The organism is Microcella frigidaquae, from assembly GCF_014200395.1.
Classification (GTDB): domain Bacteria; phylum Actinomycetota; class Actinomycetes; order Actinomycetales; family Microbacteriaceae; genus Microcella; species Microcella frigidaquae.
The window spans coordinates 428,667-446,839 of record NZ_JACHBS010000001.1 but is presented as its reverse complement, the minus strand read 5'-3'; the positions used below and the strand labels follow the sequence as shown (position 1 = coordinate 446,839).

Genomic DNA, 18,173 nt, shown 5'->3' with positions numbered 1-18,173 from the left:
TCTAGCTAGCTCGAGCCACTCCAGGCTGCCGGCACGAGCGCCCACAAGACCTCTGCTTCTTCGTCGTTTTCGTTTCGCCAGGTGTGGGGCTGGTGTCCAGAGAAGGTCACACTGTCTCCGGGTGCAAGGTGCACGTCGTATTGCGGAAACCGCAGGGTGATGTGCCCTCGCAAGACGTGAAGCACTTCGGTCTTGCATGACATGGTGTAGAAGTCGTCGCCTCCGCTCGCGCCCGCTTGCAGCGTCGACCGCAGAAGCTGAATCTCGCCTTCGGCGCGTGGCGTGAGAAGGCGATCGTCGACGAGTGAGCCTCCGAAGTTGATTGCGGGGGCGTCGTCAAGGTGAATGACTTCGTGTTCCGGTGCAGTGAAGAGTGAGCCGACCGGCAGCGACAGCACCTGACACAGCATGACGAGGGTGGCGACACTCGGCGAGGTCTCGTCTCGTTCGATACGACTGATGAACCCTTTGGTCAGCTTCGTCGCCTCGGCAAGCTGTTCAATCGTGAGCCCTTGCGCGAGTCGCGTGGCGCGCAGTTTTGGGCCAATAGAGATAGGCCCGGTCTGTGGTGACGGGGGAACAGCGCGCATGGCATGCAGTCTACTGAGTAACCTATTAAGAATCAGAAGTTGCGCAACAGACAACTATGCGCGTAGGGTACAACTCGCACGACAAGGAGGTCACTCGAGCATGATCGGTCCGCGAGATTCAAGCCGAACCCCGCGCTACGCGGGTGCTGCCACGTTCGCTTTGCTCCCTCGCCTTGACGAGGTTCAGCGGGCTGACATTGTGGTTGTGGGCGTGCCTTTCGACTCGGGAGTCAGCTATCGACCGGGTGCCCGTTTCGGACCGGGGCACGTGCGTGAGTCCTCGCGTCTTCTTCGCCCATACAACCCGGTGGTCGACGTGTCACCGTTCGAGGTCTGCCAGGTGGCCGACGCCGGCGACATTTCGGTGAGCCCCTTCTCAATCGATGACGCTGTGCGAGAGATCGAAGCTCGAGCTGACGACTTAACCTCTGATGGCGCCCGCCTCGTCACGATCGGCGGCGACCACACGATCGCACTGCCCCTGCTGCGGTCGGCGGCGAAGAAGCATGGGCCGCTCGCGGTAGTTCACTTCGACGCGCACCTCGACACCTGGCAAACCTACTTCGATGCTCCGGTCACCCACGGCACTCCGTTTCGACGCGCGGCCGAAGAAGGTCTGATCGACATGACGGGAAGCCTTCACGTCGGCATTCGAGGCCCGTTGTACGGCAAGGGTGATCTCAGCGATGACGCGCAGCTCGGCTTCTCGATCATCGCTGCACATGAAGTAGAACGACATGGCCTTGCCGCGGCGATCGATCGGCTTCACGAACGCATCGGCGACCGCCCCACGTATGTCTCGGTTGACATCGATGTGCTTGACCCTGCGCACGCGCCAGGAACAGGAACTCCTGAGGCCGGAGGGCTCACCAGCCGCGAGATGTTGGAGTTCATTCGAGCCTTCCGCGAGCACCATGTGGTCGGCGCAGACCTTGTCGAGGTGGCTCCCGCCTATGACCACGCTCAGATCACGGGCATCGCCGCTGCGCACGTCATGTATGAACTCATCACTGCGATGGCCTCAACACACTAGACCGCAACACCCCCTTCGACACCCCGAGGAGAGATAAAGATGTCTGAAACTCCCGTCATCGAACGCAGATCTATTGACTACATTCCATGGTCAGAGCGTCGCGGAAAGCTCTGGCACCAGGCACCGTTCTGGTTCACCGGCAACTTCGTACTTCCGACAATGGTGGTCGGCTTCATTGGCCCCCAGATCGGCCTCTCGGTCGGGTTCTCGTTCTTGGCCATTCTTCTGGGCGCGTGTTTCGGCACCTTCTTTATGGCGTTCCACGCCAACCAAGGGCCGCGCATGGGGCTACCCCAAATGATCCAGTCGAGGGCGCAGTTCGGCAGCCGCGGCGCGGTCGTGCCATTCCTCGCGACGGTCTTCGTGTACGTGGGCTTCTCGGTGTTCAATGTCGTGCTCGCCGCAGAGGGGCTCGGGCTCATCCTCCCTGCCGAGAAGGCGTTCTGGTACCCAGTGGTGACCATCGCCGGTGTGCTCATCGCGGTGTTCGGCCACCACCTGTTGCATTTCATCCAGCGATGGTTGGTCTACTTCGTCGTGGTGTCGTTCGCAGTCGTCACAATTGTGGCTCTCACGACGCTCCCTGCGCCGGTCGGTATCGAGGCGGGTGGCTGGAATCTCAACGCATTCCTCGTTCAGTTCTCGCTCGCCGCCGGCTACAACATCAGCTACGCCGTCTATGTCTCTGATTACTCGAGATACCTGCCGGCCAACTCCTCTGCGCCCAGGCTAATCTTCTTCACTTACATCGGCGCCGCGGCGTCGGCGGTGTGGATGATGAGTCTCGGTGCACTAATCTCGAGCCGCCTGCCCGGAGTCGACGCTGTTGAAGCGCTCAACATCGTCGGAGACAACTTCTTCGTGGGCTTCGGAATCATCGTGGTTCTCATCGCCACGGTCGCTAACCTGTCAATCATGAGCGTCAATATGTATGGCGCCATGCTGACTAGCGTGAGCGCCGTCGACTCGTTCAAATCTGTGCCGAAAACGCGCACCACTCGGGTGGTTGGTCTCGTCGTCATCGGGCTCGCCGTGCTCGTCGTCGCGCTCATCCTGCCTGACGACCTTCTCGGCGCGGTCAACAACTTCGTGATCCTGATGCTGTACTTCCTCGTGCCGTGGACTGCCGTCAACCTTGTTGACTTCTACTGGGTTCGTCGCGGCAAGTATGCGATCACCGAGATCTTCCGGTCAGACGGCATCTATGGCCGCTGGTCGTGGCGCGGCCTCACCGCCTACTTCTTGGGCTTGGTGTCGATGGTGCCGTTCGTCTATCTCCCTGGCGTATGGGAGGGCTCGATTGCGGTCTTGGTCGACGGCGCAGACTTCTCGTTCGCAATCGGTCTGGTCGTGTCCGGTGTCGCATATTTGCTGCTTGCACGGGGAATCGACCACGAGGCCGAGGCCGAGGCGCGCCGGGCGAGCGAACGTGAACTCGAGGGAACAGTCGCCGAATGACGAATGTTGTGCAGGGCGGGCGTCGAACGATCGCAATCGTTCAGCGCCCGCCTGCAGTTCTCAACCTCGCAGAGTCCATCGACCGCGCTGTGAGCGCGATCGACGAAGCAGCGAATGCCGATCTCATTGTCTTTCCCGAAACGTGGCTCACGGGGTATCCGGCGTGGGTCTTCGGCATGGCGGGGTGGGGTGACCCCGAAGGCAAACACTGGTACGGCCGACTGTTGCGTGAGAGCCCAGTGCTGGGTGCCGCTGACGACCTGAATGACGCACTGGGCCCGATTCGTCACGCGGCCCGCAGAGCCTCTTCGGCTGTCGTTCTCGGTCTCAACGAGCGCTCGCGCAATGGCGGAACCCTCTACAACAGCTTGGCGACGATCGATCCAGAAGGCCGGTTGGCTAACCTTCATCGCAAGCTCGTGCCGACGCACACTGAACGCATCGTGTGGGGTGCGGGAGACGGCGCCGGGTTGCGTTCGGTAGACACGCCCGCGGGTCGTGTGGGTGGCTTGATTTGCTGGGAGCATTGGATGCCCCTCGCACGCCACGCGCTTCATGAACAGGGCGAACAGATTCATGTCGCGGTGTGGCCCGACATGACCGACACGCACGAGGTCGCCGCGCGGTCGTACGCTCTCGAGGGCGGGTGTTTCGTGGTGTCAGCGGCGTTGTATCTCACCTCTGCAGACCTTCCGAGCGAGTTGGTTGATGCCTATCGAAAAGGGGTCGGCCCGCACTCAGAGGGTGACGTACTTTTCGACGGTGGTTCGTCGATCGCGTCGCCTGATGGCACATGGCTTGTCGAGCCGGTGCGCGGGCGTGCCGAAATCATCAAGGCTGAGATCGATCTCGACCTGGTCGACGAAGCCCACACTGATCTCGATGTGGCAGGGCACTACAGCAGACCCGATGTATTGAGGCTTCACGTCGATCGTTCGCGCTTCGACCCGCGCGGTGACACCGATGACGATCGCTGAGATCGTCGTCGCCACAGGCCTGGTGTCATTGGCACTCGGCGCCGTGTCAGGTTTCGCGTTGCTTGCGGCGGTCGACAAGCCTGAGCTGCTGAAGCGGGTCGGAGTCGTCGACTTGGTGCGCGTGCGTCAAGTGCACCTCGACTGGATCATCATGGGCGTTGTGATGATTGCGGTCGGGCTCGCAGTGCCCAACATGCCACTCTGGGCCGGGGTGCTCACGCTATTTGGTGGGGTGGTGAACCCGGCCACCTTCCTACCGATGGCGTTCTCTCGCACTGTCGCGTCAACTCGCACCTTTCAGACTGTCTCGTTTGTCTCGTTCTGCTCTCTGAGTGTGGGTCTGATCGCCAACTCACTGGTGTACATCTCGCGTTTCGTCTCATAGTGCACCCCCTCGAGCCCAGTTGAGGGCGAGTTCTTGCGAAGAGACGACTGTCGGACGCGGTCTCACGGTCGCGATTGTTGTCCATCTCGATCGCGTTGAGGCGCCCCATCGAAGAGCGCGGCCGGTTCCAGTTCACTGATCCGCCCCCCTCGCCGACGAGGCGATCCGCCTCACGCGTCTCGTGGCGCAGCTCATGCCGCAGCACCCCGAGGTGCTCGCCCTGCTCGCCCTCGAGCTCTTCCAGCACTCGCGCGCGGCCACGCGCCTCGACGCCGCCGGAGACCTCGTGCTGCTCGAAGACCAAGACCGCTCCCGCTGGAACGCCGCCGCAATCGCCGAAGGCTGCCGGATGCTCGCCGACGCCGAGCACACCCTCCACATCCTCGGCGCCTCACCGGGCCCGTACCTGCTGCAGGCCCAGATCGCCGCCGAGCACGCGACCGCCCCGACGGCTGCGGCGACGAACTTCGCCCGCATCGCCACCCTCTACGCCCACCTCAGCCAGGTGGCGCCGTCGCCCATCGTCGACCTCAACCGAGCGATCGCCGTGGCCTTTTCTGAGGGTCCGGATGCGGGCCTCGCCCTCCTCGACACCCTCAACCTCGACGCGCAGCTGGGGGAGTACCACCTTCTGCACGCCACCCGCGCCGACCTGCTCCGCCGCTCAGGCCGCCCCCAGGATGCTCTGCCGCACTACCGTCGAGCCCTGAGCTCGCCCCCTCCGACCCAGTGCGCCGCTTCCTCCAGCGCCGCGTCAACCAAGCCAATGTCGACCGGTGACGAGCTGGGATCCAGACTGCAGACTTTGTGATCGCAGCTGAACTAGCGCCCCAAGAGCCAGGCGAATGCACCCCTCTTTCTCGGCGTAATGAGCCCTAGTCCATTTAGGTCGCGAAGGATTCGTTTGGCAAGGAGATCCTCTTTTTTGCTTAAGGCTTCGTCAAAGAGCCTTCGAATGGATGTTTGAGATCCTCGCGCAGCACCGCCCGCCCAGATCGCCACAGTCGCCGCGAGGCGAGAGTCGCCGGCGACATTCCTTTCCAGCAGCTCGATGACAAGCTCAGATGTGGCCTTCTTTGCGGCCTCGGTACCCTCAGGCGCTCGGACAGTCGCAGTCATCAATCGCTCAATGACTCGATCTCTCTCCAGTTGCTTGCTCTGACCATGTAGCTTGCTTCGAGCGTGGTTGACGGCTTCAGCGTCGATCCCGTGACGGCCGACAGAGGTAAGCATTCCGTCACTAGCGGAGGTCGATTCCAGATGTATCCAGAGATCAGTTCGATCCTCCACGGTCAGTCTTGACGCGTAGGAGCCGACAGGATCGGCAGGTAACGGTGTCGACGACATCAGAGAAGTGACGGCTTCCACCGTCGGATTGAGACGCAGCCACTCTGTGCCTATCTCGATGGAACGAACGTCATCCTGGCGTTCGGCGAGTTCGGCGAGTTCCGCGATCGCAACCGCTGGACCCCCGTATCTGGTTCGGCTCCGGATTTTTAGGCGAGCCAGAGGGAGGGCTTCGTCACTGCGGGGCTCATAGCTTTCAAGTTCCTCTGAAAGGCGTTCACTCGCTCTTTCGCTCAGTCCGTCGACAAGCCGGAGCAAGAATGAGACACTTGGCTCGTCTAGTTCAATCGACGCTACCCCCTCGCAAATGTCTCGCACGAGGATCTCTTCAACTTGACTTTGGGGGACGACATCGACAAGCGCGCGCGCAAACTCGTGCGCTGTCCAGCGCTGTTCTGCTCGACGTTCTGCAGAAACGCCAACTGTCTCCTCTGACGGACTCGGTTCCCACGCAAGGTTCTCGAGCAATTCAGTTTCAAGAGCCTCCACGAGTTCGGCGACTTGCTCGGAAGTCAGATAAACCGCCAGCCTGGTAGCGATGCTAGGAAGCACCGCGAGCACTTTGTCGTCAGTCTCGACGCTTAGGTCGGACCACGCCTTCTCGACAAGCAATTGACTAGCGAGAGCGTTTACTTCAGCATCCACCTCGATTCCGTCGGGCGACTGGTTGAGATAGCTAGCCCACGACACCCAGCCTTCGCTCGACGAGTTCGCCATGCCGAACAACGCGTGACGCTCGATAAGTTGAGAATCAGAGATCTGACTCAGGACGCGTTCTCGAATCGCATCGACTTCAATTCGAATGTCAGTGTTCGACGCGCCCTGGAGGGTCAAGTAGACAGCCGAGAGTAGTGATTCGTTGTCTGTTCTTGACTCCACCGCCGCGATGAGCTCCAGAAGTCGAGATCGGCCTTCGCCGGTAGCGACTGCGCCAGCCGCCGGTACGGGGCGGCCACCTGCTCGCGCTCGGCTGGTGGCTTCTGCCGATGACGCAGGGCTCTCAAGCTCGGAGAGCGCCGCCATGACATGGTTGCCCGACGCTCTCCAGAAATCGAGTGCGGTGTCGAGAGGCAGCGTAGAAAGAGCTTCATGCAAAGGCCCAGGACTGTCCGAGTAGCTGGAAACCAGGATTGTCCGTAGGCCTTTGGCCTGCGACTCGTCTGCATACGGAAGTGTGTTTGCGATGCGCGAAACGAGCTCATCGGTCGGGTTCAGCGCATTTACTCGATCGACTAAGTCTCTGAAGGCTTCGTCGTTCCGTGCGATCATCGCTAGCATCAGCGCGCCTGGTATGCCTTCAAGGGGGAATCCTGCACGTAGTCGCGTGGCAAGAATCGCCGGTGCGATTTCGCTAGCAACGTGAGTCAAGTCTTCGTGATCCATTTCTTCAAGAAGCAGACAGGCGGACTCGAACGCGAGTAGTTGACCCGGACCAAAGTTCGCCTCACCTTCAGCGACGATGAGTCTCACTGCGACACCAAGAACCTTGGACGACTGACCGGCAAAGGCGGCGACGACTGATCTAGGGGCAGTCTCGGTGGCAAAATCCACAGCGTCGCCCAAGAGCGGATCCGCGAGGCCCTCAGTGTGGCCCGCCCCTTGCAGGTACAGAAGGTCGGGCTTCGGATCAGGTATGTTTGCGGCCGCAATCTTCGAAAGGTACGCCGCCAATTGGCGTTTCAGGGTGAGTGTTGCGTCCTCACGGCCCCTTCGGTCAATCCTACCGTCTGTAAGGAGCGCTCCTGCAGGCGTCTCGATGTCGGCAACAGATTCCTCGACTTCGTCTTGCTCGGTTAGCTCGTCTTCGCGGTCTTCCACCTCGACACCGAACAATTCCACAACCCGAATTGCTTCTGGAGACGTTGCTTCTCTTTCTCGCCGAAGAAACTCGAGCAAGCGCGGAAGGCGAATCAGTTCTGAAGATACGGCCGGAAATTCGGTTTCCAAAACGCTCAAGACGGCAATTTCTCTTGCGCGTTCCTGCCATGGAATACCGCGCGATTCTGCGACTCGTGCCTTTATTGCGAAGTCGTTTAGCAAAACCTTAACTCGCCGAGGGCTTCGAACGTGGACGGGAACTAGAGCGAAGACAACGGAATCAAACAGCGCGGGGTCGAAGTCTCGCATCTCGCTCCAGATGCCTGCCTGCACTTCAACGAGTTCCCGAGCGAACTTCGTCAAAGCTCTTGGTCGCAAAGGGGGTAGCGAAATTTGATGCTGGAAGATCTTGTCGAGGAATGCGCCGGGGGTGGCGTAGTAAGGGTCGCTGTCTCGGACAGGCTTGGCCTGAGGAACCTTTCGGAGTGATCGCTCGATCACTTCGCGGTCTGCTGCAACTATGAACACGCAACTCTTCTGATCGAGAAACGTCTTCAGATCAATCAGAGTCGCGACGACGTCCTCGGGTGCGCAACGGTCCAACTCATCTATGAATACAACCAGTCGCGTAGCTCCGCGTTTCAACACCCTATTGACAAGCGCGCCAAATCGGCGTGAGAACTGGTCATCCCCGGTTGGAGGGGAAGTCGACACCTTAACTACTGCGCCCTCTAGCACTTTCGGGCCCACCAGGAGGGCCACGAGCACAAGCCCGAAGACCGTACCTGCGGCCGGCATCGATGAAGCCAACGCGACCCCGAACTCGATCTGTTGAACTAATGCGGAGGCAGCGGAGACGCAGAGAAGAAAAAACAAGGACAGCAGTAACGCGCCGGCGATTCCGAGAAGGAGGGAACGCCAGTTCCGTTTCGCCCAGGAGCCCAGCCGCAGGTCGGATGCCTCGGTCGTCTCGTGCAGTTCATGACTGAACAAGGGATCCTGCGACAACCCGAGATCGTTCGCAACGCTTTCAATAAAGTTGCGCTTCAGGTCCTGGCCGCCGTACTTCCAAGCGTCGTACCTGACAACCGAAGTCTTCTTGTCGGTTTGAGTCTCGACGTGAGATTTGATCATCGAGTAGATGCTCGATTTGCCCGAACCCCACGGACCAAAAAGTGCAATGTTGATAGGCGCGTTCGCGGTGAGTGTCACCTCGGCAACTGCGCGAGCGAGCGCCTCGTGTTCTAGTCGGTCGTCTGCGGGTCCTTCCAAGCGCCCGTCCGAGATGAGATCCCCGGGCTGCACAATCATGGCCAATCCGGACTTGTGTGCCGTCGATTTCGACAACTGCGCTCCTTCAACTGGAACCCGCCCATCCCGCATCGCAGGGATATTCTGACGATTATTCCAGAGTGCTCCGACGTCAGGTTAGGGCGTCGAGCGGAATCGTCGTAGACGGGTAGTTCGCCTGCGCGTGGTGCGCACTTGTTTCGTGCCGATCGTGCCGCGCCGTCTGCGGAGCTTTGTCTTGCCTCCTCAGTACAGTGAACGCATGCCCCCAACGACCCGAGAAGCCCAGCGCGCCGAACTCCACAAGGCCATCTGGCGGGTAGCAAACGACCTGCGCGGCTCGGTCGACGGCTGGGACTTCAAGAGCTACGTGCTCGGCATGCTCTTCTACCGCTTCATCTCCGAGAACCTCACGGCCTACCTGAACCGCCAAGAGCGAGCAGCAGGCAACGAAGCCTTCGACTACGCCAAACTCCAAGACGCAGAGGCCGAACACGGCCGTCGAGAGACGGTCAAGGAAAAGGGCTTGGGGCCTGACCCCGGTTCTTGGACACGCTGAATCCAGCACCTGGTGCTGGGGAAGCGAGATGATCGAAGAACCATGGCCAGGAAGAACTACTCCGAAGAGTTCCGTCGTGAGGCCGTCGACTTGTACGAGTCCACCCCGGGCGCCACGGTCCGCGGCATCGCCGAGGACCTCGGCATCGTCCGCGGCACCCTGCGGCACTGGCTCGAGGCCTACGGGACCGGCAAGAAGACCGCCGCTGACGGGACGTTGACCTCCAGCCCGCTGCAAGCCAAGACGTCCGCCGCGAGCTCGTCGGCACCGACGGACGAGACGCCGGAGCAGAGGATCGCCCGGCTCGAGGCCGAGAACGCGGCGTTGCGAGCGGAGACCACCAAGCTCACGACCGAGCGGGAGATCCTGCAGCGGGCGGCCAAGTATTTCGCCGGGGAGACGCGCTGGTGAGTCGCTTCCAGTTCGTCGCCGACAACTCCGCCACCTTCGAGGTGAAGCGACTGTGCGAGCTCGTCGAGATCGAGCGCTCGTCCTACTACGCCTGGCTCAAGGCCGCGCCGGCCCGCGAAGCCAGAGCAGCTGACGACGCAGCGCTGGCTGAGCGGATCAGAGCGGTCCATGCCGAGGACAACACTCAGGGCGCGCCGCGGATCACCGCCGAGCTCAACGCTCAACTCGGCGACAGCGCGGCTGCCGGTGAGCGGGTCAACCACAAGCGTGTCGCGAGGGTGATGCGCTTTGAGGGCATCCGCGGCTACATGAAGAAGCGCCGGGTCCGCACCACGATCCCCGAGCCGTCGGGGCAGAAGTACCCCGACCTGCTCAAGCGTGACTTCACCGCCGAGCGCCCCAACGAGCGCTATGTCGGCGACATCACCTACCTGCCGCTGGCCGACGGGACGAACCTGTACTTGGCGACCGTGATCGACTGCTACTCCCGTCGGCTGGCCGGGTGGGCCATCGCCGACCACATGCGCACCGAACTCGTCGAGGACGCCCTCAAGGCCGCCGCCGCGACCCGGGGCAGCCTCAAGGGCGCCGTGTTCCACAGTGACCACGGGTCGGTCTACTGCTCGAAGGCCTACGCCACGCTCTGCCGCAAGCTCGGCGTGACCCAGTCCATGGGCGCCGTCGGATCCAGCGCGGACAACGCCCTCGCAGAGTCGTTCAACGCCACGATGAAGCGTGAGGTTCTCCAAGACGCCGCCTGCTGGAGTGACGAGCTGACCTGCCGTCGGCAGGTCTTCAGATGGCTCGTCCGCTACAACACCAAGCGACGCCACTCGTGGTGTCGCTACACCTCGCCGGTCGCCTTCGAGACCGGCTACACCGCTACGCTGCGACCTGCTGCGTAATCACACCCCGTGTCCAAGATCCGGGGGTAGGGCCCCTTCTACATCCTCCCGAGCGAGCTCTTCGCAAACGTCAAGGCACGAGCCGCGAATGACGAGAACCTCAACGAAACCCTGGGCCGTGTCTTCCAGAACATCGAAGGCTCGGCCGTCGGCACCGAGTCCGAAGACGACCTCAAGGGCCTGTTCCAAGAACTCGACCCCAACTCGAACAAGCTCGGCAACACGGTCGCCCAGCGCAACCAGAAGCTCGTCAAGCTGCTCAACGCCATCGGCGACCTCAACCTCGGCGACTTCGAGAACCACGAGATCGACGCGTTCGGCGACGCCTACGAATACCTCATGCAGATGTACGCCGCCGACGCCGGCAAGTCGGGCGGCGAGTACTACACGCCGCAGGAGGTCTCCGAGCTGCTTGCCCGCATCGCCAGCCACGGCAAGACCGAGCTCAGCAAGGTCTACGACCCGGCGGTCGGCTCGGGCTCACTGCTGCTGAAGTTCCAGAAGGTGCTCGGCCCCGGGAAGGTCGGCGGCTACTTCGGTCAGGAGATCAACCTGACCACCTACAACCTGGCGCGCATCAACATGTTCCTGCACGACGTGCCTTACGAGCAGTTCCACATCGCTCACGGCGACACCCTCACGCACCCCGAGCACTGGGACGACGAGCCGTTCGAGGCGATCGTCTCCAACCCGCCCTACTCGATCAAGTGGGAGGGCGACGCGAACCCGCTGCTCATCAACGACCCGCGTTTCGCCCCGGCCGGCGTGCTGGCCCCTAAGTCGAAGGCCGACCTCGCCTTCACGATGCACATCCTCAGTTGGCTGGCCGTCAACGGAACGGCCGCCATCGTCGAGTTCCCGGGCGTCATGTACCGCGGCGGTGCCGAGGCGAAGATCCGCAAGTACCTGGTCGACAACAACTACGTGGATGCGGTGATCCAGTTGCCCGCCGACCTCTTCTTCGGCACCACCATCGCGACGTGCATTCTCGTGCTGAAGAAGTCGAAGCAGTCGAACGACGTCGTCTTCATCGACGCCTCGGCAGAGTTCACCCGCTCCGGCAACAAGAACAAGCTCGCGGATGCTCACCGCGACCGCATCCTGGCCACCCTCTTCGAACGCGCTCCGGTCGACCACTTCGCCGCGGTCGTGCCGAATGCCGACATCGCTGCCCATGCCTACGTACTGTCGGTCTCTTCGTATGTGCAAGCCGAAGACACCCGAGAGGCCGTCGACATCACCGCCCTCAACGCGGAAATCGCTCGCATCGTTGCGCGTCAGACCGAACTGCGGACGGCCATCGACGCAATCGTCGCCGACCTTGAGAGCACCTAATGGCGCCGGCATCGCAAGGTTCAGCAGTTCGGCCGATTCTCGGTCTTCCGGTACGGTTCGCGAGCTTGGGCGAGGTTGCGGATATTGCGAACTCAGGTGTTGACAAGAAATTGGTCGAAGGGCAGGCTCCAGTTCGCTTGCTGAACTTCATGGATGTGTATCGAAACACGCGCATCACCTCTCAGGTGGTCAATGCGACGACGACCGCTCCGGAGTCAAGAGTTCAGGCGACTGCTCTAGTTATGGGCGACGTTGTAGTTACTCCTACTTCGGAATCAATTGATGATCTCGCCCGCTCCGCGGTCGTTGTGGAGGACATTCCGAATCTCGTTTACAGTTACCACGTTATGCGATTGAGGCCCGACCGCACGATTATCGACTCTTCCTTCCTTTCCTACCTCTTCGGTTCGCGAGGGCTTCAGACGCAGATTCGTGCGGCAGCAAATGGAATTACACGTTTCGGCCTAACGCGATCGAAGTGGGAGTCCCTCCGAGTCCCTTTGCCGCCAATTGAAGTGCAGAGAGATGTTGTTCGGAAATTGGATAGTTTCACAAGATTGGAGGCCGAGATTCAGGGGGAATTGGCGCTCCGAAAAGTGCAAGTTGCACATTACCGACGGTCTTCAATTGCGCTCGCGGAAGGCACGTATCCTTCCGTCGCCCTTGAGGATGTGTTCGACATGAGGACCGGGTATACACCGTCAAGATCCGAGCCGAGGAACTGGACTGACGGTTCCGTACCTTGGTTTCGCCTCGAGGATATACGCGAGCGCGGTCGAATCTTGGAAGACTCGTTTCAGCACGTGACCACATTCGCGGTGAAAGGAGGTCGGCTCTTCCCGGCAGACTCATTGCTAATGTCGACGATCGCCACGATTGGGGAGCATGCCTTAGTTCGAGTCCCACACCTGGCTAACCAACAGTTCATCTCTTTGTCGGTTAACTCTAAGTTCGAATCGCTGCTGGACAAGAGATACCTCTTCCATCTTGCATTCGGGTTAGGTGAGTGGTGTCGCAAGAACACAACCGGGTCCTCTCTCCCGATGGTTCGGATGGTTGACTTCAAGAAGGTTCCGGTGCCGATCCCGCCACTATCGATACAACGTGCCGTGGCGGAGCCACTAGATCGGTTCGAGGAGTTGATCGTGAACCTTGGCGCCGAGCTCGCCGCGCGGCGCAAGCAGTACGAGTACTACCGCGACAAGCTGTTGACGTTCGAGGAGGCTCCTGCGTGAGCATCCCGCCCCCGGCGCATTTCGAGCCGATCGTGGTCAGTGCCGAGAGCACGGTGGTGGCCGAGTTCACGCCCGACCCGTCGGCGGCGGCCGCGTACCAGTCGGAGGCGGCGCTGGAGGCGGAGTTCATCCGTCTGCTGCAGGGGCAGGCCTACGAGTATGTGTCTCTGCGCACCGAGGCCGCGCTGCTGGCGAATCTGCGGGTGCAGCTGCAGGCGCTGAATCAGGTGGAGTTCTCTGACGACGAGTGGCAGCGGCTGCTGAGCGAGTACATCGCGGGCGCGAACGATGGCACCGTGAACAAGACGGTGCGCATTCAAGAAGACCACGTGTACGCGTTTCGGCGTGACGACGGCAGCACGAAGAACATCGCGCTGATCGACAAGAAGAGCATCCACAACAACCGCCTGCAGGTGATCAACCAGTACGAGGTCGAACAGGGTGGAGACGCTGGCGGGGCATACGCGAACCGCTACGACGTGACGATTCTGGTGAACGGACTGCCGCTCGTGCACGTCGAGCTGAAGCGGCGCGGCATCGACATCCGTGAGGCGTTCAACCAGATCGACCGGTATCAGCGGCACAGTTTCTGGGCCGGTTCGGGTCTGTTCGACTACGTGCAGCTGTTCGTGATCAGCAACGGCACCCTCACGAAGTACTACTCGAACACCGCGCGGCGCCAGCACGTCGAGGATGCCCGCGGTCAGCAGCGGGTGAAGAAGTCGAGCAACTCGTTCGAGTTCACGTCGTGGTGGGCTGACGCGTCGAACACGCCGATTCGCGACCTGGTGGGCTTCACGAAGACGTTCTTCGCCAAGCACGCGCTGCTCGCGATTCTGACCCGCTACTGCGTGCTGACCGCCGACCGGCAGCTGCTGGTGATGCGGCCGTACCAGATCGTGGCGACGGAGCGCATTCTGCAGCGCATCGAGATCGCCACAAACTACAAGCAGCTCGGCACGACGGCGGCCGGCGGCTACGTGTGGCACACGACCGGGTCGGGCAAGACGTTGACGTCATTCAAGGCGGCGCAGTTGGCGTCCCGGCTGCCGAGCGTAGACAAGGTGCTGTTCGTCGTCGACCGGAAAGATCTCGACTGGCAGACCCAGCGCGAGTACGACCGGTTCGAGAAGGGCGCGGCGAACGCGTCGACGTCGACGGCCGAGCTGTCGAAGAACCTGGCCGACCCCGAGCGCCGCATCGTCATCACGACCATTCAGAAGCTGGCGCGCCTGGTGCAGTCGCAGAAGGGCCACAGTATCTACGACGGGCACGTCGTGCTGATCTTCGACGAGTGCCACCGTTCGCAGTTTGGCGACATGCACACGTCGATCACGAAGGCGTTCAAGCGCTACAACCTGTTCGGCTTCACCGGCACGCCGATCTTCGCCGAGAACGCCGGCTCGGGCGGTAAGCCTCTGCTGAAGACCACCGAGCAGGCGTTCGGCGAGAAGCTGCACACGTACACGATCGTCAATGCGATCACCGACAAGAACGTGCTGCCGTTCCGCATCGACTACGTCAACACCATCACAATGCCCGAGGGGCTGACCGACAAACAGGTCGCGGCGATCGACACCGAGAAGGCGCTGCTCGACCCGACGCGCATCGGCAACATCGTCGAGTACATCCTCGAGCACTTCGACCAGAAGACCCGGCGCAGCGAGAACTACGCGCTGGGGGAGCGCCGTGTGCGCGGCTTCAACGCCCTGTTCGCGACGGCGTCGATCGAGGCGGCGAAGCGCTACTACGCCGCGTTCCAGACGATGCAGGCGACCATTCCGGATGCTCAGCGCCTGAAGGTCGGCATCATCTACTCGTTCGCCGCCAACGAGGCCGAGGCTGACTCTCTCGATGGCGCGGGGTTTCTCGACGAAGAGGGATTCGATCCATCCGGCCTCGATCTGCCCTCGCGGGAGTTTCTCGATGCCGCGATCGCCGACTACAACCGCCTGTTCGGCACCCAGTGGGACACCTCGTCGAACGGCTTCGCCGGCTACTACACCGACCTGTCGAAGCGGCTGAAGAACCGCGAGATCGACCTCGTCATCGTCGTCAACATGTTCCTCACCGGGTTCGACGCGACGACCCTCAACACGTTGTGGGTCGACAAGAACCTGCGGTCGCACGGGCTGATTCAGGCCTACTCGCGCACCAACCGCATCCTGAATTCGGTGAAGACGTACGGCAACATCGTCAGCTTCCGCGACCTCGAGAAGCAGACCAATGACGCGATCGCCCTGTTCGGCAACAAGAACGCGCGCGGCGTCGTGCTGCTGAAGCCGTACGGCGAGTACTACGCCGAATACTCGGCGCTGGTCATCGATCTGCTCGAGCGGTTTCCGGTCGAGGTGCCGATCGTGGGGGAGGAGGCGCAGCGCGAGTTCGTCGCGCTGCTCGGCTCGATCCTGCGACTCGAGAACATCTTGACCTCGTTCGACGACTTCGAGTCCGATGAGCTGCTGACCGCGCGGCAGAAGCAGGACTACCGCTCGATCTACCTCGACATCTACGCCTCGATCCGGCGCCCGACCGACGAGAAGGAGGTCATCAACGACGACCTCACCTTCGAGATCGAGTTGATCAAGCAGGTCGAGATCACCGTCGACTACATCCTGCTGCTGGTGCAGAAGTACCGCGACGAGCGCGGAGACGGCGACGACACCGAGGTGCGTGCACAGATCAGCCGCGCGATCGACGCGTCGCCCAGCCTGCGCAACAAGAAAGAGCTCATCGAGGCTTTCGTCGACCGCGTCTCGGCCACCGGCGCCGTCGACGAAGAGTGGACCGCCTACGTCGTCGCCCGCCGGGATGCGGAGCTCACGCAACTCATCGCCGACGAGTCTCTGCACCCCGACGCCACCCGCGAGTTCATCGACCGCGCCTTCCGCGATGGCGCGCTGCAGACCTCCGGTGTGGCGATCGCCCGCGTGCTGCCGCCCGCCTCGCGCTTCGCGCCGGACGGCGCGCACGCGGCCAAGAAGCAGCGCGTGCTCGACCGGCTCGGCGAGTTCTTCGAGCGGTACTTCGGGTTGGGTTAGTCCAGTCTTGAGCTCTCCTAGTTCGTCAGAAGCCTCATCCAGCGGAGCATCTGCTCGGGGTGCAGGGGGCGGTGGCGCACGAGCAGCTTCTTCAGCGCACCGAGAACGAGATGTCGACTCGCCTCCGAGTGATACCAGCCGGGTTCGATGAGCCATTCGGTGCGTTCGCGGACCCTCGCGACGAGTTCCCGTGCCGCGCGCGGGGTCTTGTTCCCGTACGCCTCCACGAAAGTGACAAGCGGAATCCAGAGCTTCCTCGTCGGGATTTCGACCTGCTGATTCAGGTATCGGTTGCTGGGGCGGAAGATCGTGTAACTCTGCTCCCGCATACCCGTACTGCTGGCCACGAGGAACTCGATTGTTCCTTTGCGCCGATCTGACTTGTCCCAACCGATAAAGGCCGGGCTAAGGGGCTCCAAAGGTTTCTCGAGGAAGTAGTAGTGGCTTCGGCCGATAGTTCCGGCCCAGACGGCGAAGCTCTCGCTCATGGCAATCGTCATCGGTTCAGTGCGACGTGTCCAGCCGTCAGGTGCGGGTCGCACCTCTCGCGATGTTGGCACGTACGTCGGTGCGAGATTCCGTGCTCGGAGAGTCTCCATGCACGGGTGCTTCGGCCAGGGCTTCCCGAGCTCGTCGAACCACACGGCCCCACCGTTCTGGGGCCGAATGAAGTAGACGGGAGACTCACATTTCGGGCACATGGCGTTGGGGCTATCGAGCGAAGATCCTCCACCCCAAGTGTCGACAGCGGACCACCCCGAGTAGCCGTAGCCGCCTCCGCCGCCTCGACCCTTGTGTCCTTCTCCTCCCCAGCCGCATCGGCAGTTCTTGGGGTGGTTCCATCCGTTGCACACGCGACTGGTTCTTCTCGGTCGCTGATCAGTTGCGGTTGAGTCCGCCGGCGCCGCGAGTACTCAAGGCGTCCTTCCACCATGACTCCCGCTTATTGACGTAGTCGTCTTGGGTCTTCTCATCCATGACCTCGAGGATCGACCACTGGAAGTGCTTCTCGATGTCCGCAGCCTCGAACTTCTTGAGCTCGACATTTCCTCCGTGGCGTGACTTGGCGTAGCTGGCCCATCGCGCCCACATCATCTGTGAGCCATCCGCCTTTCCTACGTAGGCGGAGCCGGTGGAAGTATCGACGATGAGGTAGATGCCCTTCATGTTCCGAAGGGCGGTGTGCCAACTTTCGTATCGCCGGTCGACGATCTCCTTGAGCTTCGCCCAGCTGATGGTGACGTTGGCGTAACCAGGGAACCCTTCGTCACCGAACCCGGTCGCCCGAACCTCGTGCACTTCGATGTTCGGGAAGATGGCGCTCGGTTTGCGCACTTCCGTTTGCGCGCCCTTGGGGTTTGAGTAGCGAACGATGACCCGACCGAAGTAGCCGCGGTACTGGGCCACATCGCGGCTCTGGTAGGCCTTCTCGCCTTTTTCGTTGTCCGTGATGCCGACGATCTCCACGATCCGCGTCAAGAGCCAGAGGCTGCCGCCGATCTTGGTCATCCCAATGACCCTCTGGCCCACTTTGAAGGCCGACTTCGAGCGGTAGTAGAGCAGGTGCGCGAGCGCATCTTCCGGGTCGCGGCGATATCGAGCGATGGGGTCAGAATCCTCATCGTTGCCCCACTTGAAGGTCAAGCGGACGCGGTACGTGTCTCCGTTCAGTTCGTCGTCGGTGAGGTGCAGGAGATCGTTGATCAGGATGGGAGTCTCGTCGGCCATGTGGTGAGGCTATCTCGCAGGGAGGACACGAGGGGTAGATGATCGGGGCCCACCACTCTCC

Annotated in this window: 11 protein-coding genes and 3 pseudogenes; 10 read left to right on the top strand and 4 right to left on the bottom strand. The window is 61.5% G+C overall.

The window, feature by feature from the left end; all coding sequences use genetic code 11:
• Positions 1 to 5: 5 nt before the first annotated feature.
• On the bottom strand, positions 6 to 590 hold the full coding sequence (locus tag BJ959_RS02140) for a helix-turn-helix domain-containing protein (RefSeq protein ID WP_153980928.1): 585 nt from the start codon (positions 588 to 590) through the stop codon (positions 6 to 8).
• Between the two features lie 100 nt (positions 591 to 690).
• On the opposite strand from BJ959_RS02140, the gene speB reads away from it, so the two are divergent.
• The 5 genes and pseudogenes from speB to BJ959_RS02115 all read left to right on the top strand — a co-directional run.
• A complete protein-coding gene (gene speB, locus BJ959_RS02135; protein ID WP_153980929.1) occupies positions 691 to 1,623 on the top strand; it encodes an agmatinase in 933 nt (310 codons plus the stop codon).
• Between the two features lie 39 nt (positions 1,624 to 1,662).
• On the top strand, positions 1,663 to 3,081 hold the full coding sequence (locus BJ959_RS02130; RefSeq protein WP_153980930.1) for a purine-cytosine permease family protein: 1,419 nt from the start codon (positions 1,663 to 1,665) through the stop codon (positions 3,079 to 3,081).
• A complete protein-coding gene (locus tag BJ959_RS02125) occupies positions 3,078 to 4,058 on the top strand; it encodes a carbon-nitrogen hydrolase family protein (RefSeq protein ID WP_153980931.1) in 981 nt (326 codons plus the stop codon). The genes BJ959_RS02130 and BJ959_RS02125 overlap by 4 nt, the downstream gene beginning before the upstream one ends.
• The gene (locus tag BJ959_RS02120) at positions 4,045 to 4,443 is read left to right on the top strand and encodes a hypothetical protein (protein ID WP_183321828.1); all 399 of its coding nucleotides are present in this window, start codon (positions 4,045 to 4,047) and stop codon (positions 4,441 to 4,443) included. The genes BJ959_RS02125 and BJ959_RS02120 overlap by 14 nt, the downstream gene beginning before the upstream one ends.
• Before the next feature lie 160 nt (positions 4,444 to 4,603).
• A pseudogene (locus BJ959_RS02115) lies at positions 4,604 to 5,254 on the top strand (DUF6596 domain-containing protein); the annotation flags it as partial.
• 11 nt (positions 5,255 to 5,265) lie between these two features.
• Here the strand turns inward: BJ959_RS02115 and BJ959_RS02110 are convergent.
• Positions 5,266 to 8,955 (bottom strand): KAP family P-loop NTPase fold protein, encoded by a 3,690-nt coding sequence (locus BJ959_RS02110; protein ID WP_165878964.1) that lies wholly within the window; start codon positions 8,953 to 8,955, stop codon positions 5,266 to 5,268.
• A 205-nt stretch (positions 8,956 to 9,160) separates the two neighbouring features.
• Here BJ959_RS02110 and BJ959_RS02105 point away from each other — a divergent pair.
• The 5 genes and pseudogenes from BJ959_RS02105 to BJ959_RS02085 form a co-directional block, all read left to right on the top strand.
• Positions 9,161 to 9,424 (top strand): annotated as a pseudogene (locus tag BJ959_RS02105) (type I restriction-modification system subunit M N-terminal domain-containing protein); the annotation flags it as partial.
• 75 nt (positions 9,425 to 9,499) lie between these two features.
• Positions 9,500 to 10,773 (top strand): IS3 family transposase gene (locus BJ959_RS02100; RefSeq protein ID WP_425560386.1). Its coding sequence is split into 2 segments (ribosomal slippage): positions 9,500 to 9,848 and positions 9,848 to 10,773, totalling 1,275 coding nucleotides; the frame shifts between segments, so codons are not numbered across the junction.
• Between the two features lie 36 nt (positions 10,774 to 10,809).
• Positions 10,810 to 12,108 (top strand): annotated as a pseudogene (locus BJ959_RS02095) (type I restriction-modification system subunit M); the annotation flags it as partial.
• Positions 12,108 to 13,343, top strand: coding sequence for a restriction endonuclease subunit S (locus BJ959_RS02090; protein ID WP_153980935.1), 1,236 nt, complete (start codon positions 12,108 to 12,110; stop codon positions 13,341 to 13,343). The pseudogene BJ959_RS02095 and the gene BJ959_RS02090, both read left to right, overlap by 1 nt.
• Positions 13,340 to 16,384 (top strand): type I restriction endonuclease subunit R, EcoR124 family, encoded by a 3,045-nt coding sequence (locus BJ959_RS02085; protein WP_153980936.1) that lies wholly within the window; start codon positions 13,340 to 13,342, stop codon positions 16,382 to 16,384. Before BJ959_RS02090 ends, BJ959_RS02085 begins: the two co-directional genes overlap by 4 nt.
• Before the next feature lie 17 nt (positions 16,385 to 16,401).
• Here BJ959_RS02085 and BJ959_RS02080 read toward each other — a convergent pair whose 3' ends face one another.
• Together BJ959_RS02080 and BJ959_RS02075 are read right to left on the bottom strand one after the other, a co-directional pair.
• Positions 16,402 to 16,872 carry a hypothetical protein gene (locus BJ959_RS02080; protein WP_153980937.1) on the bottom strand — a complete coding sequence of 157 codons (471 nt, stop codon included), beginning with the start codon at positions 16,870 to 16,872 and terminating at the stop codon, positions 16,402 to 16,404.
• 391 nt (positions 16,873 to 17,263) lie between these two features.
• A complete protein-coding gene (locus BJ959_RS02075) occupies positions 17,264 to 18,112 on the bottom strand; it encodes a GIY-YIG nuclease family protein (protein ID WP_153980938.1) in 849 nt (282 codons plus the stop codon).
• Positions 18,113 to 18,173 lie beyond the last annotated feature (61 nt).